Source organism: Catenulispora subtropica (assembly GCF_039531675.1).
In the GTDB taxonomy this organism is placed as follows: domain Bacteria; phylum Actinomycetota; class Actinomycetes; order Streptomycetales; family Catenulisporaceae; genus Catenulispora; species Catenulispora subtropica.
Map to the genome: position 1 here is coordinate 54,956 of NZ_BAAAQM010000042.1, position 14,879 is coordinate 69,834.

At 73.3% G+C, this 14,879-nt stretch carries 13 protein-coding genes; 7 read left to right on the forward strand and 6 right to left on the reverse strand.

Annotation, left to right across the window (positions count from 1 at the left end; translation table 11 throughout):
* Positions 1-843, reverse strand: a complete 843-nt coding sequence (locus ABD466_RS30150; protein WP_344660595.1) for a spermidine synthase — start codon at positions 841-843, stop codon at positions 1-3.
* A gap of 26 nt (positions 844-869) precedes the next feature.
* On the reverse strand, positions 870-1,802 hold the full coding sequence (locus ABD466_RS30155; protein ID WP_344660596.1) for an HhH-GPD family protein: 933 nt from the start codon (positions 1,800-1,802) through the stop codon (positions 870-872).
* A 62-nt stretch (positions 1,803-1,864) separates the two neighbouring features.
* Here ABD466_RS30155 and ABD466_RS30160 point away from each other — a divergent pair, with 62 nt between their 5' ends.
* The 4 genes from ABD466_RS30160 to ABD466_RS30175 are packed head-to-tail and all read left to right on the forward strand — an operon-like array spanning position 1,865 to position 4,286.
* Positions 1,865-2,656 (forward strand): hypothetical protein, encoded by a 792-nt coding sequence (locus ABD466_RS30160; protein WP_344660597.1) that lies wholly within the window; start codon positions 1,865-1,867, stop codon positions 2,654-2,656.
* Positions 2,657-2,690: 34 nt separating this feature from the next.
* A complete protein-coding gene (locus ABD466_RS30165; protein ID WP_344660598.1) occupies positions 2,691-2,867 on the forward strand; it encodes a hypothetical protein in 177 nt (58 codons plus the stop codon).
* 6 nt (positions 2,868-2,873) lie between these two features.
* Positions 2,874-3,473, forward strand: a complete 600-nt coding sequence (locus ABD466_RS30170) for a dihydrofolate reductase family protein (RefSeq protein ID WP_344660599.1) — start codon at positions 2,874-2,876, stop codon at positions 3,471-3,473.
* Between the two features lie 6 nt (positions 3,474-3,479).
* A complete protein-coding gene (locus ABD466_RS30175; protein WP_344660600.1) occupies positions 3,480-4,286 on the forward strand; it encodes an alpha/beta fold hydrolase in 807 nt (268 codons plus the stop codon).
* 82 nt (positions 4,287-4,368) lie between these two features.
* On the opposite strand, the gene disA is transcribed toward ABD466_RS30175, so the two are convergent.
* Positions 4,369-5,466, reverse strand: a complete 1,098-nt coding sequence (gene disA, locus ABD466_RS30180) for a DNA integrity scanning diadenylate cyclase DisA (RefSeq protein ID WP_344660630.1) — start codon at positions 5,464-5,466, stop codon at positions 4,369-4,371.
* A gap of 31 nt (positions 5,467-5,497) precedes the next feature.
* Complete coding sequence (gene radA / locus ABD466_RS30185; protein ID WP_344660601.1) at positions 5,498-6,904, reverse strand: DNA repair protein RadA; 1,407 nt, start codon at positions 6,902-6,904, stop codon at positions 5,498-5,500.
* 178 nt (positions 6,905-7,082) lie between these two features.
* Between radA and ABD466_RS30190 the strand changes: the two genes are divergently transcribed.
* Together ABD466_RS30190 and ABD466_RS30195 are read left to right on the forward strand one after the other, a co-directional pair.
* Positions 7,083-8,375: an RNA polymerase sigma factor gene (locus tag ABD466_RS30190; protein ID WP_344660602.1), complete on the forward strand. Its 1,293-nt coding sequence runs from the start codon at positions 7,083-7,085 to the stop codon at positions 8,373-8,375.
* Positions 8,376-8,497: 122 nt separating this feature from the next.
* On the forward strand, positions 8,498-11,311 hold the full coding sequence (locus ABD466_RS30195) for a BACON domain-containing protein (RefSeq protein WP_344660603.1): 2,814 nt from the start codon (positions 8,498-8,500) through the stop codon (positions 11,309-11,311).
* Positions 11,312-11,440: 129 nt separating this feature from the next.
* Here the strand turns inward: ABD466_RS30195 and ABD466_RS30200 are convergent, their stop codons facing one another.
* On the reverse strand, positions 11,441-13,003 hold the full coding sequence (locus ABD466_RS30200) for a sialidase family protein (protein ID WP_344660604.1): 1,563 nt from the start codon (positions 13,001-13,003) through the stop codon (positions 11,441-11,443).
* 124 nt (positions 13,004-13,127) lie between these two features.
* On the reverse strand, positions 13,128-13,871 hold the full coding sequence (locus ABD466_RS30205; protein ID WP_344660605.1) for a DUF3109 family protein: 744 nt from the start codon (positions 13,869-13,871) through the stop codon (positions 13,128-13,130).
* Positions 13,872-13,945: 74 nt separating this feature from the next.
* Here ABD466_RS30205 and ABD466_RS30210 point away from each other — a divergent pair, with 74 nt between their 5' ends.
* On the forward strand, positions 13,946-14,875 hold the full coding sequence (locus ABD466_RS30210; RefSeq protein ID WP_344660606.1) for a Ppx/GppA family phosphatase: 930 nt from the start codon (positions 13,946-13,948) through the stop codon (positions 14,873-14,875).
* Positions 14,876-14,879: the final 4 nt, after the last annotated feature.

The following is a 14,879-nucleotide window of genomic DNA, read 5'->3' on the forward strand; positions in this document are numbered from 1 at the left end:
CTACACGGCCAGTTCGGCGTCCGTCAGCGGCTCGGCGTCGCCTTGGAAATCGTCCAGGGCGGGGCCGTGCAGCACCTGGTGGCCGAAGGAGTCGGAAGCGGTGCGCGCCGCCAGCCCGTCGACCGGCAACGGGGAGTCGGAGGCCACAAGGACCAGGTTGCCGAGGCGGCGGCCGCGCAGCAGATCGGGGTGGATCACCAACGCCACGTCGCTGAAGTGCTGACGGGCGCCGGCCACCAGACGGCGGGTGGAGGTCAGACCGCTGCCGTCGAAGGAACCGTCGGCGAAGTTCACGACATGCGCGCCGCCGGGGCGCAGTGCCCGTTTCGACAGCCCGGCGCACTCGACCGTGGTGAGGTGCTTCGGGACCTGCGGTCCGTCGTAGACGTCTGTGACGACCATGTCGAACCATCCTGCCGGCGCCGCCGCCAGCTCCTCCCGGGCCTCGCCGGTCCGCAGGTCGGCGCGGGCGCCGGCCGGCAGCGGCAGCTCGCGCCGCACCAGGTCGAGCAGCTCGCCGTCGAGGTCCACTGCGCATTGCTCCGACTCCGGCCGCGTGGCGGCGACATAGCGGGCCAGCGTCAGCGCTCCGGCACCCAGGTGCAGCACCCGCAGCGGGGCGCCGGGGGCGGCGGCGAGATCGATCAGGTGCGCGATCTGACGCGCGTAGTCGTACTCCAGGTTCGTCGGTTCGTCCAAGTCGACGTGCGAGTGCCGGGTGCCGCCGATCACCAGCCGGAAGGCGCGGGAGCGGTCCGGATCGCGGATCAGCTCCGGCCCGGTGTCCTCGTCGGCGAACAGGTCCCACTTCCGGCCGGCCGCGTTGGCGGCGTCACTAGACATGGGCCACATCCTTCCCCGACTCCCGCTCACTGTGCCAAGGCGAACCGCTCACCGTCCAGCACCACCACCAGCCCGTCGGCCAGCAAGCTCGACAGCGCCCGCTCCCGCTGGGCCACGTCCCGCGTCCAGGCCGCTTCCAGCTCCTCGCGGGGTACCGAGCCGTGCGTGTCACGCAGCACCGCGAGCAGGCGACCGCGGGCCTGCCGGTCGGTGCCCTCGTAGGTCTGCCCGCGCCGCGGCGGGCCGTCGTACGCGGGTTTCCCCGCCGCGACCCACGTGCACAGCGACGCCACCGGGCACTCATCGCAGCGCGGCGTGCGGGCCGTGCACACCACCGCGCCCAGTTCCATGCTGGCGGCGGCCCACTCGGCGGCGTCAGCGGGCTGCTCGGGGAGGAGCGCGGTGGCGATGCGGCGGTCGGCCGGGGTGGTCGACGGGGCCGGATATTCGACGCCGGAGACGGCGCGGGCCAGGACCCGGCGGACGTTCGTGTCCAGCACGATGTGGCGCTTCTTGTAGGCGAACGACGCGATCGCCCCGGCCGTGTACTCACCCACACCCGGCAGCGACGCCAGGTCCTCGTACGTGTCCGGCACCACGCCGTCGAAGTCCTCCTCGATGGCGGAGGCGGCCGCGTGCAGGCGCTGGGCCCGGCGCGGGTAGCCGAGGCGGCCCCAGGCGCGGACGGCCTCTCCGGCGGGCTCGGCGGCCAGGGCGGCCGGGGTCGGCCAGCGGTCGAGCCAGGCTTCGTACACCGGCAGGACGCGGACCACCGGGGTCTGCTGGAGCATGAACTCGCTCACCATCACCGCCCACGGCGTGGCGTCCGGGCGGCGCCAGGGAAGGTCCCTGGCGGCGGTCCGGTACCACGCGACGACGGGGGTGACCAGTTCAGACCCTTGTTCGAATTCCGGGGGCCGCGCAGCGTCGGTTGTGCGCGCGGTCGTTCTTTCCGCCATCTGACGATCGTACGGCGGGGCGTGCCGCACACCGCGGCATCGGCACCGTAGAGTGACCCTTCGTGGGTTCGCTGCGAAATCCCGTCGGGTCTCTCCCGCCGACCGTCTACTGGCGGCGGCGGGTCTTGGTTTTGCTGGCCGCTCTCGCCGCGCTGGCGTTGATCCTCTATGCCTGCTCCGGTTCCGGGTCGGGCAAGAAGAAGCCGGTCGCAGACGGCAAGAACACCTCCCCGGCTGCCTCGCAGTCCTCGCTCCCGACGGCCGGCGGGAGCTCCGCGCAGGCTTCGTCGGGCGGCACCACGGCTTCCGGCGGCGCGTCCGGGAACGGCCCGGCCTCCAGCTCCGGCGGCCCCTCCAGCTCGGCAGGGGCGCCTTCCGGCTCGGCCGGCGGTCCGGGCGGAGGGCCCGGCGGCACCGGCGGGGCGACGGGCGCGTCCGGCAACGGCGGGGGCTGCCAGCTGACCCTCGTCCTCTCCTCGCAGTTCCCGCAGTACGCCAACGGCGACCACCCGGCCTTCACCCTCACCGCGTTCAACAAGGGCACCGCGGACTGCGACATCGACCTCGGCCCGAAGACGATGGTGCTGAACATCTTCTCGGGCTCGGACCGCATCTGGTCCTCCGCCGACTGCGGCGTCGGCGGCTCGGACATCCGCGGCATCGCCCCCGGCAGCGCGCAGACCGTCACGTACACCTGGAACCGCCTCCGTTCGGCGGCCGGCTGCCCGGCCGGCGGCCAGCCCGCGAAGTTCGGCACGTACTACGGCGTGGTGACCCTGGCCGCCGGCGCCGGACCGGCCGCCCCGGCGGCACAGAGCCCGGCCAAGACGTTCGAGCTCAAGAGCGGCAGCTGACGCCACCCCCGAGGCGCGCGGCCTGCTCGCGCTGATGCTGCTCGCCGACACCCGCGCCACCGCCGACTGCCGATCCGCCGCGGAACTCACCGACGGTGTCCCCGAACAGCGCTTCTTTCTCGCCAAGAATTTTTCGGCGAGCCATGTAGAGAATGCGGAGTCGGCTCCGACCCCTTCACGAAAGGAACCCCGAGCCCACCCCGAGGAGTGAAACTCCATGAACGACGTGATCGTCCGTTGTGACATGTCCGTGTCCCTCGACGGCTTCGTCTGCGGCCTGGAAGCCCGGAAGCCGCCCTTCGTGGACGACCGGTTCTTCCGGGTCACCGACTGGCAGTTCGCCGAGGACGACACCGCGAAGACGCTGACCGCCGAGCGCGGCGAGCAGGCCGGCGCCTACGTCCTGGGCCGCCGCATGTACGACTCCGCCGGGGACCACTGGAGTGTGGAGTCCCCGTACCGGAAGGACGTCTTCATCGTCACCCACCGGCCGCAGGAGGACGTCCCGCTGGAGGACGGCACCGTCTTCCACTTCGTCGCCGACGGCGTCCCGGCCGCGATCGAGGCCGCCAAGAAGGCGTGTCCGCCGGACAAGAAGGTCCACGTCTCCGGCGGCGCCGACGTCATCCAGCAGGCGCTCGCCGCCGATCTGATCGACGAGCTGCACGTGCACCTCGCGCCGGTGCTGATCGGCCAGGGCACCCGGCTCTTCGACAACCTGCCGGACCGGATGGTCGAGCTGGAACCGACCAGCGTGCAGGACGCCGCGGGCGTCACCCACCTCAGCTTCCGCATCAACCACCCCCAGAAGGGCTGACCGACAATGACCACCACCCACGTGACTTCCCAGGACGGCACCACCATCGCGGTCGACACCGTCGGCCAGGGCCCCACCGTCATCCTGGTCGGCGGGGCCTTCAACGACCGCAGCACGGTGGCCGCGCTGGCCGGGGCGCTGGCGTCGTCCTTCACCGCCGTCACCTACGACCGCCGCGGCCGGGTCGAGAGCGACGACAAGGCGATCGAGGACGGTCTCGGTTTCCACGTGCAGAACGAGATCGACGACCTGGCGGCCGTGATCGAGCACGTCGGCGGGCACGCGGCGCTGTTCGGCCACTCGTCCGGCGGGATCCTGGTCCTGGAGGCGGCGCTGCGCGGCTTGCCGGTGGACGCCGTCGCCGTCTACGAGACGCCCTATCGCGCCGATCCCGACCTGCCCCACGCGCCCGCGGACATCCTCGACCGCCTGACCGAGGCGGCCCTCAAGGGCGACCGTGAAGGTGCCGCGAGCCTGTTCCTGGGCGAGGCCATGGGCACTCCGCCCGAGGGACTGGAGGCCATGAAGCAGGGCCCGGGCTGGGACTTCCTGCTCGACAAGGCGCTGACCCTGCCCTACGACATGCTGTTGTCGCGGCCCTGGGAGATGGTCGACCGTGACCGCCTGGCCGGGCTGGACAAGCCGGTACTGGCCGTCTACGGGGACCGGACCTACCCCGGCCTCATCGCCGGGACGAAGGCGGTCGCCGAGGCGGTGCCGGGTGCGGAGCTGGTCGTCCTGCCCGGCGAGGACCACGGTGTGCTGGGGAACCCCGAGGCGCTGGTGCCGTCGCTGCGTGCGTTCTACCGCTGAGGACAGAAGGAAGCCGCCTTCCCCGGTGTCGGGAAGGCGGCTTCGGGTTCAGCGGTTCAGCGCGGTTCAGCGGTACAGCGGTTCAGACGTAGCGCTCGAGGATCGACGACTCGGCCAGCCGGGACAGCCCCTCGCGCACCGACCGGGCCCGGGTCTCGCCGACGCCCTCCACCCGCTGCAGGTCGTCGATCGAGGCGGCGAGCAGCTTCTGCAGGCCGCCGAAGTGCTCGACCAGGCGGTCGATGACCGCGCCGGGCAGCCGCGGCACCTTGGCCAGCAGCCGGTAGCCGCGCGGCGACACCGCCGACTCCAGGACCTCCACGCCGCCGGTGAAGCCCATGGCCTTCGCGACCTGGATCAGCTCCAGCAGCTGGGCCCGGTCCAGCGCGCCGAGGTCGTCGGAGACGTCGGCCACTGTGCGGGCGCGCTTGCCGGTGCGCTCGGGCAGGTAGTCGCGGGCGATCAGGTCGCGGTCCGGGTCGACGCCGGCGATCAGCTCATCCAGCTGCAGCGACAGCAGCCGGCCGTCCACGCCCAGCTGCACCACGTAGCCGGCCACCTCGTCGGCGATCCGGCGCACCATCTCCAGGCGCTGCGCCACCGCCGCCACGTCGCGGACCGTCACCAGGTCCTCGATCTCCAGCGCCGACAGCGTCCCGGTCACCTCGTCCAGACGCAGCTTGTAGCGCTCCAGGGTGGCCAGGGCCTGGTTGGCCTTGGACAGGATGGCGCCGGAGTCCTCCAGCACCACGCGCTGCCCGCGCAGATACAGGGCGATGATGCGCATCGACTGCGACACCGACAGCACCGGGAACCCGGTCTGCTTGGCCACCCGGTCGGCGGTGCGGTGCCGGGTGCCGGTCTCCTCGGTGGGGATCGCCGGATCCGGGACCAGCTGCACCCCGGCGCGCACGATGCGGGCGCCGTCGGAGGAGACCACGACGGCGCCGTCCATCTTGCACAGCTCGCGCAGCCGCTGCGGCGAGAACTCGACGTCGAGCACGAAGCCGCCGGTGGCCATCTCGTCCACCAGCTTGTCGAACCCGAAGATCACCAGCCCGCCGGTGTTCCCGCGCAGGATGCGCTCCAGACCGTCGCGGAGCGCCGTGCCCGGCGCGACCGTCGAGAGGATCGCCGACAGGGCGGCGCGTTCGGAGGCCTCACCTGTCACTGTGCGAATCCCATCCTGCTCTCGTGTGTCTGCACCAACCTTACCGGCGGGAGCCGGTCGCCACGGCGTGAAGCGCTGCGCGGACGTCGCCCACTTCGACGATCGACAGGCCCCCGGGGTTCCCGCCGTATCGCTTCCCGTCCGGATCCGGCGGTACCAGGGCGGTTTTGAAGCCCAGCCGCGCGGCTTCGGACAGCCGCCGGCGGACCCCGGTGACCGGCCGCACCTCGCCGGCCAGCCCGACCTCGCCGATGGCCACCACGCCCTCCCCGACCGGCTCGTTCACCGTCGCCGAGGCCAGCGCCAGCAGCAGCGCCAGGTCCGCGGCCGGTTCGGTGAGCCGCACCCCGCCCACGGTGGCGCTGTAGATCTCCGAGCTGGACAGGCCGCCGATGCCGCCGCGCTGCTGGAGCACGGCCAGGATCATCGCCACCCGATTCGTGTCCAGACCGGAGGAGGCGCGGCGCGGCGTCGGCGCGCTGGACTGGGTGACCAGCGCCTGCACCTCGGCCACCAGCGGGCGGCGGCCCTCCAGGGTCACCGTGACACAGGTGCCCGGGACCGGGACCGGCCGGCGGGAGAGGAACAGGCCGCTGGGATCGGACAGACCGCGGATCCCGGCGTCGTGCATCTCGAAGCAGCCGATCTCGTCGCTGGCGCCGTACCGGTTCTTCACCGCGCGGATCAGGCGCAGGCTGGAGGCCCGGTCGCCCTCGAACTGCAGCACCACGTCCACCAGGTGCTCCAGGATGCGCGGGCCGGCGATGCTGCCGTCCTTGGTGACGTGCCCGACCAGCACGCACGCCATGTTGCGCTCCTTCGCGTCCCGGATCAGCGCCGCGGCCACCTCGCGGACCTGGGTGACGCCGCCGGGGGTGCCGTCCACCGCGGCCGAGGCGACGGTCTGCACCGAGTCCACGATCACCAGCCGCGGCTCCACCGCCTCGATCTGCCCGAGCACGGAGCCCAGATCGGTCTCGGCGGCCAGGAACAGGTTCGGGCTCAGGGCCCTGACCCGGTCGGCGCGCAGCCGCACCTGGGCCGCCGACTCCTCGCCGGTGACCACCAGGGTGCGCGCGCCGGAGGCGGCGTAGGAGGCGGCCGCCGACAGCAGCAGCGTCGACTTGCCGATGCCGGGCTCGCCGGCCAGCAGCACCACCGCGCCGGGCACGAGGCCGCCGCCGAGCACCCGGTCCAGCTCGCCGACGCCGGTGGGGACCGCGGCGGCGTCGTCCACCGCGACCTCGGAGATCGGCCGTGCCTTCTGCGCCGGCATGCTCGCCACGGTCTTCGGCGCCGACTTGGCCGCGCCCCGTTCCTCGACGCTGCCCCAGGTCTGGCATTCCCCGCAACGGCCGACCCACTTGGCGTACTGTGTCCCGCACTCCGTGCACTGGTACGACGCCGCGGCGTCGGCCTTCCGGGTCCGGGAGTTGGTGGTCGCCATGCGGAAACCGTAGCCTCCGGAACCGACAGGGACCGGCCGCGGGCGGTCTACACCCCGCAGGGTGTCCGTCACCTGATGTCACTTTTGTGCGCAAACGCGGTCAATACCGGCGGGCCCCGAAGCGGAAACCCCTGATCCACTGGCCGTTTCTCACTCGAATGGCTTAACGTCTGAGGCCGTGACAGACCGGGAGATGGTGACGGCGCTGCGCGCGGGGGATCAGCTCGCGATCGGGCAGATCTATGACACATACGGCGCGCGTCTGTATGCCTATTGCTACGACTTGTTGGCGGACCACGAACTGGCCGCCGACGCGCTTCGTGACGCCTTCATCGTCGCCGACCACCGGATCCGCGAACTCGCCAACCCCGACGAGCTCGGGGCCTGGCTCTACGCGCTGACCCGCGCCGAGGCGCTGCGCCTGGGGGTCTCCGACGACATCCCGGCCGACGCCGCGCAGGGCACCCGCGGGGACAAGTTCGCGCGCGCCGCCCTCGACGTCTACGCCATGCTGCCCCCGGAGACCCGCGAGATCCTCGACCTGGCCTTCCGGCACCGCATGGTGGACGCCGACCTGGCCCTGGTCATGGACATGTCCGAGGAGCAGATCGGGCAGGTCGTGCAGGACGCCCAGGAGGACCTGGAGAACGGTCTGGCCGCGGTGCTGGCCAACCGGGTCGGCGATCCGCGCTGCGCGGAGATCGCCGAGCTCGGCAAGCGCTTCGACCGGCTCGACGGCAAGGGCGTCGACCCCTGGCTGGAGTCGGTGGCCCGGCACGTCAAGCAGGACAAGGCGTGCGCCGACCACATCGAGAACCGCCGCCCGCTGCGGCTGTTCGAGGAGCTGCCGCAGACCTTCGTGCCGCCGGGCGTGCGCGCCCGGGTCCTGGACACCCTGCGCGATCCGGCCGGCGCGTCGTTCTGCCAGCGGATCGCGGACCGGGCCGGGCGTTTCGACGAGTCCGGGTTCCCGACCGGCGGCGGCAAGTCCTCCACCGGCAGCGCCCGCAAGCTGCTGCCGGTGGCCGGCATCGCGCTGGTGCTGGCCGCGGTCGGCGGCGGCGCCTGGGCGGTCATGGGCGGCGGCTCCGGCGGCAGCCCGTCCGGGACGCAGACCACGACCTCGTCCGCCTCGTCGGCGGCCAACGCCGGGGCGTCCTCGTCGGCGTCCGGCGGCGCGCCGACGACACCGCAGCCCTCCGACTCGCAGGCCGGCGCGACGACGTCGGCCGACGGCGGGGCGACCGACGGGTCCACGTCCGGCAGCGCGACGCACAAGACGTCGAGCACGTCGAAGAAGACGACGACGACCTCGCACAGCACGTCGACCAGCCGCAAACCGTCGAGCTCGGCGACGACGAGCACCGGCGGCGCGCCGTCGACCACGCCGACGACACCGGACACGTCGACGTCGACCACCAACGGCCTGCCGAGCAGCCCGTCGACGCCGACCTCCACCGCCACGCCCTGAGGCGCGGCTAGGAGCCGGGACGCCGGCAAAGGTTACGGCCCAGGTCGGAGAACCGCCCGAAGGTGGCAACCTGGGCCGTTTCGGCGTGTCAATCCACCGGTTCATGTCTAACGTCGGCTGGCGTGAAGGACCACGACTCGAACGCCAGCGATCCTCTGGATCCCGCGGACCCGGTGAACCGCGACAGCGTCTCCGACAGCTGGGGGCGCGCGGCGGCCTACGACGCCTACGCGGACGGTCTGCACACCTACGCCCTCGGCGGCCTGCGCAACCACGAGGCCGCGGCCTCGGCGGTGTACTGCACCTTCGTCGCCGCCGACCACCACGTCGCGCACCTGGGCGACGCCGAGATGCTCCGGCCGTGGCTGTACGCGATCGCACGGCACTACTGCCGGGCGGGGAAGCTGCCGCGGATGCGGCTGGCGGCGGCGTCCGGGGCGGCGTCGCCGGGCAAGGACGGGGACGCCGGCAAGGAACGCTCGATGGCCGAGCTGGAGCGCTCGCTGCTGGCCGCCGAACTGTCCTCCCTGGACTGGCCGGACACCGACGGCCTGACCGCGGCCCACCGTGAGGTGCTGGAGCTGTCGGTCCGCCACGGCATGGAGAGCCGCGCGGTCGGCTTGATACTGGGCAAGCCCGCGGCCGAGTCCTTCGAACTGCTCTCCGCGGCCTGGCACGAGCTGGAGCGCTCGCTCGCCGCCACCGCGCTGCTGCGCACCACCCGCGAGCACTGCCCGGACCTGGCGGCGCTCGCCGACGGCTGGAGCGGCCGGCTGACGGCCCAGCGCCGCGAACCCCTGGTGGCGCATGTGGACGCCTGCTCCCGCTGCCAGTTCCACCTGCACCGGGTGGTCGGCGCCCCGCAGGCGCCGTCGATCCTGCCGCACGTGCCGGCCCCGAAGGGGCTGCGCGAGCGCGTCCTCAGCGACCTGCTGGACACCGGCCCGGAGAAGGAAGCCGAGAAGGCCGCCATCGCCGGCCGCCTGATCCGCTTCGACACCTTGGGCTTCCCGACCGCCGAGGCGATGTATCCGCCGCGCCCCCGTCAGGCGGCGGTCCTCGCACCGAGCGAGGCGGAGAAGAAGCCGCGCCTCCTCGGCGCCCTCTTGACGGGCCGGACTTCCTCGGCCGCGGCCGAAGCCGCCGCGGGCGCGGTGGCCTCCGCCCCGGGACGCCTGGCGACGGTGCGGCGGGAGGAGAGCCGTGATCATGATGGCGCCGGACTGACCGGCCGGACGCCCGGACGGCGGGCGGCGGAGGCCGCCGGGGACGGACCGATCGCCCCGCGCCGAGGCCTGGCGGCCGCTCCGGTGAACCCACGGGACGAAGCGCTCGTCGGTGCCGGCCCGGTCGGCGCAGTCGGCCCGGTTGCCGCGGTTGGCCCGGTGGGCCCGGTTCGCCCAGCTGGCGCGGATCCTGCGCTGCCGCGGCGCGATGAGGCGGACACGACCGTCATGCCGCTCGTGGCCGGCGGCGACGGGGTGCGCGAGCGGGGCAACGTCTTCGAAGACCTGCGGGCCGACCGGGCGGTCTCCACGACGGCTCCGCCTCCCAGCCGCAACTCGGTGGCGGCCGCGGTCGAGGGACGGCGGCGCGGTGCCGCGGACGTGAAGAAGGGCGTCCTCGGGCCGCGGAGGCGGGTCCGGGACACGTATGAGGTCGCTGCGACCGTCGCGGCGGCCATGGCGGCCGAGGACCCGTCGGCGCACCAGGCGCCGCGCATCGTCCCGGCGCGGAGTGCCGGCGCGGGCCCGGGTCCCGCGCGCCCCGACGCGACCCGGGTCTTCGCGCGGCCCGCACCGGTGCCCACGCGCCGGAAGTCGACCTTCCGGTCGGCGCTGGCCAGCTCGGCGGTGCTGAGCGGGGCCGGCGCGGCGGGGGTGACGGCGTTCGTGTTGTTCGTACCGTCGACGGCGTCCAGCAACAAGACGCTGTTCACCCCGCCGGACCCCAACGGCAACTCCGCGCAGGTGCCCGACTACCCGCGCCCCAGTTCCGGCGGCGCGGCCGGGCCGGCGCTGCCCGTCGCCGGCGGGCTGCGGGCGTCCGGATCGGAGCGCGGCGGCGACACCGTGAGCGCCCAGGTGGTCGCGGCGGTGATGCCGGCGGCGCCGTCGAGCACGGGCTCCGCGCCGGGCAGCTCGGCCCCGCCCTTCGGCGGGCCGATGGACTCGCTGCCCTCGGCGGTCGACAGCACCGGGCCCGGGCCGGGCCCGAGCACCGGCACCGGTCAACTCAACATCAGCGTGACCCAGCGCTCGAACACCCCCGGCGAGGTCACGGTGACGCTTTGGAACTCCGGCACTGCGCCGGTCTCCTGGACCGCCTCCCCCGACGCCCCGTGGCTCCGCCTCAGCGCCGTCTCCGGCATCCTCGCCCCGGGCGCGCAGACCACGATGCGCATCACCGTCGACCACGCCGCCGAGCCGAGCACCGCGTGGCAGGCCCACGTTCGCTTCGACCCGAGCGGGCAGATGGTCGCGCTCAGCGGGTCCGGCAACCCCGGCACGCCGAGCAGCCCGCCGTCCACCCCGAGCAGTACGCCGAGCACCCCGAGCACATCGGGTTCTTCGAGTACGCCGAGCACACCGGGCTCTTCGAGCACCACGCCCGGTGGCTCGACCAGCCCTTCGAGCCCGCCGAGCACCCCGGGCCCGCCGCCGAGCACCCCGACCACGCCGCACAGCTCGCCGGCCTCGAGCGCGAGCAGCCCCGGTGGCCCCGCCACTTCGGGCTCGTCGTCGAACGCTCCGAGCAGCCCGCCGAGCACCAACCCCTCGGGCACCAACCCCTCGGGCACCAACCCTTCGGGCACCGACCCTTCGGGCACCAGCCCGTCGGGCGCCAGCCCCTCGGGCACCGGCGCGCAGTCCACCCCGTCGCAACCTCCGACGCCGCGTACCGACACCCGGCCGGTTCCGCACCGCCACCGATGAACCGGCCCCGGCCGGCGGCCCCCTGATCCGCCGGCCGTCCCCGCAAGCCGCTCCGGCAACCCGTCGCGCCGGAGCTCCGGAAGGCGCCCGACAGACCCAGCGTGTCGGGCGTCTTCCGCAATCAGGGGATCAGCGGCTCAGCCGCCCCTTTCCATGCGATCCGGCCGCGGCGTGCAGTCCATTCGTCCCAGGGGACGCAGGCCCTGCAACCTTCGCCCCGCCGCCCGCGCCGTCCCCGCCGAACGGACCCCGGAACACTCCGCTGTACACGTCCGTCGGCCCGGTCGCCGGGTTCAGCGACGCCACGAACACGGTCTGCACGCCGAACGTCCCGGCCGGCGCCATCCCCTCGTAGTCGCCGAGCATGTACCCGCCGGCGAAGGGGGCCAGCAGCCAGTCGAACTGCGGCGTGATCTGTCGTTCCACGCCGTGTGTCAGACCGGTGTCGCCGCCCCGGTACGTCTTCACGAAGCGCGCGGTCGGCAACGTCGTGGTGTTCCCCGGAGCCAGGTAGCGCAGGTCGTAGTACGACACCGCCACCGTGCCCTCGTGATCCACCGCGACCACCGGCGTGAACGCGGGCACGCCCGGCTCGCTCACCAGCGCCGGCGCCGACCAGGTGGCGCCGCCGTCGTCGGAGGACACCATCTCGATCTGGTCGTAGGCCCCGCCGCTGAAGTCCGAGCCCTCGTACGTCATCCAGATCCGCCCGGACACCGGGTCCACCGCGACGGCCTCCAGCCCCGCGCCGGCCCGCAGCACCTTGTCCGGCGCGTTCGGGTCGGCCTCGGCCACCGACGAGTCGGTCGCCACCGGCGTCGGCCGGGACCAGGTCGCGCCCTCGTCGGTCGACGTGGTCATCACGTAGGTCGCGGTCACCGGGACGCTCCCGCTGGCGTCGGTGAACGTGATCAGGTTGGCGAAGTCGTAGAGCTTCCCGTGCGCGTCCTCGACCACGATGTTGCCGATGGTCTGGGTGAACGGCGCCACCGCCGCGGTGTCGATCATCGTCGCCGGCCGCGACCAGGTCCGGCCGTGGTCGTGGGTCACCGAGACCAGCGCCGGGCCGTCGAAGCCGTCGTCCGACGCGTCCAACCGGTCCCACACCTGGTACGCGACCCCGGCGTGCACCTGGTCGGCGGTCACCGAGTTCTTGTCGTCGGCCAGGTCCGGATCGTCGTCGGCGACCACCGGTTGCGCGTACCGCCAGGTGGCCCCGCCGTCGAACGACGTGGCGGCGCCGACACCGCCGCGGTTCGTGTTCTCGTCGAACTGCAGAACGCTGGAGTAGGCCGCCCCGTCCGGTCCGAAGCTGACCCAGATGTCGGAGATCCGGTGGTAGTCGCCGCCGCCCGAGCACTGCCCGAACGGCAGCACCCCGACCCGGTAGTGCTCGCCGTCCGCGGTCCACGCGTAGCCCCCGGCGTGCGCGCCGCCGTTGCTCCAGCGGTCCTGCTGCCAGGTGACGATCGCGTGCCCGGAGTGATGCGGGTCCACCGAGACGAACGGCTCGGTCTCGCTGCCCGGGACGTTGTGGCCGTTGGCCGCGCCGGCGGTGCAGCCGGCCACCGGGTTCGTCAGCGACACCTGCCGCACGGCGCCGGAACCCCCGGCGGTGGCGAACGCGGTCGAGGTCGTCAGGGCGGTCGCCAGGGCTGTCGCGGCGACCACCACCCTGCGTGCTGTGTGCATTGATCACTCCAACTCGTGGTGGGAGGTCTCGTCACAGTGCATGCGTGGTGGCAGAACGCACAGGGGGCAACCTAGAGCCGACGCCCGCTTATGGCAATGCTCTGATTCGGGCGATCGACGGGTGTCACGCCGGGTCGGCCGGGTGCGGGGCGACCAGCACCCGCGCGGCGTCCCGGGTCTCACACAGCCCGACCAGCACGTCGTAGGCCTTCTGGCCCATCATCTCGGTCAGTTCCGGCCCGTAGGACACGTACACGGGCTCGCGCCCGACGTGCGCCTCCGTGGCGCCGGTGCACCACCAGTTCAGGTCGTGCCCGCCGCCGCCCCAGCCGCGCCGGTCGTACTCGCCGATCGACACCACCAGGACCTCGGTCCCGTCCGGCCGCTCCACGCGGTCGTAGGACCGCCGCACCGGCAGCTGCCAGCACACGTCCGGCTTGGTCTGCAAGGGGTGCACGCCCTCGCGCAGCGCCAGCGCGTGCAGGGCGCAGCCCTCGCCGCCCTCGAACCCGGGCCGGTTCAGGAACAGGCACGCGCCCTCGACGACCCGCGTCTGCTTGTCGCCGTCCTCATCCTTCTGAGTGATTCCGAGCTCCAGGCCCACCGACCGGAACTGCCAGGTCTCGTCGGTGAGCCGCTCGGCGGCCCGCTCGACCCGCTTGCGGTCGGCCTTGTCCGAGTAGTGCGCGCCGAGCGTGCAGCAGCCGTCGGAGGCGCGGCCGGGGCGGATCCCGCCGCAGCCGGCGCCCCAGATGCAGGTCCAGCGTGAGCACAGCCACGTCAGGTCGGCCCGGTAGATCTGGGCCGCGTTGTCAGGGTCGGGGAACTCCACCCATTCGCGGGGGAAGTCGAGCGGTACTTCAGGCACCGCACAAGCCTAAGCCGTCGGCGTGCCGAGGCGTGGGAGGCCCAGCCGTGGGCGGCCCGGTAACGTATTCCGATATGCGCCTCGGAGTGTTGGACGTCGGATCGAACACGGTGCACCTGCTGCTGCTCGACGCGCACGAGGGTGCCCACCCCATTCCGGCTTTCTCTCACAAGGTCGAGCTCCACTTGTCCCAGCTCACCGACGACGGCGGCGCGATCCTGCCGGCCGGCATCGAGCGGCTGTGCCAGGTGGTCTCGCACGCCCTGCGGGTCGCCGAGGACAAGGGCGCCGAGGAGATGCTGGCCTTCGCCACCTCCGCGGTGCGCGAGGCCGCCAACGGCGACAAGGTGCTGGCCGACGTCCGCAAGGAGACCGGCGTCAACCTGGAGGTGCTGCCCGGCCCGGACGAGGCCCGGCTGACCTTCCTGGCGGTGCGCCGCTGGTTCGGCTGGTCCGCCGGCCGGCTGCTGGTGCTGGACATCGGCGGCGGCTCGCTGGAGATCGCGGTCGGCCTGGACGAGATGCCGGACGTCAGCGAGTCGCTGCCGCTGGGCGCCGCCCGGCTCACCCACGACCGGCTCAAGGGCGACCCGCCGGGCCCGGAACAGATCCGGGAGCTGCGCAAGTACGTCCGGCACGAGGTCGCCAAGGCGGTCTCCAAGGTGGCCCGGGCCGGCCGCCCGGACCGCGTGGTGGTGACCTCCAAGACCTTCCGGCAGCTGGCCCGGATCGCCGGCGCCGCACCCTCGGCGCAGGGCCTGTACGCACCGCGCTCGCTGCGCGCCGGCGACCTGACCGAGTGGCTGCCCCGGCTGTCGCAGATGTCCGCGGCCCAGCGCGCCGGCCTGCCCGGGGTCTCGCCGGGCCGGGCCGGTCAGCTGCTGGCCGGCGCGGTGGTCGCGGACGCCGCCTTCGACCTGTTCGGGGTCGAGGTGGCCGAGCTGTGCCCCTGGGCGCTGCGCGAAGGCGTGATCCTGCGCCGGCTGGACACCCTTGTAAGCTGAACGG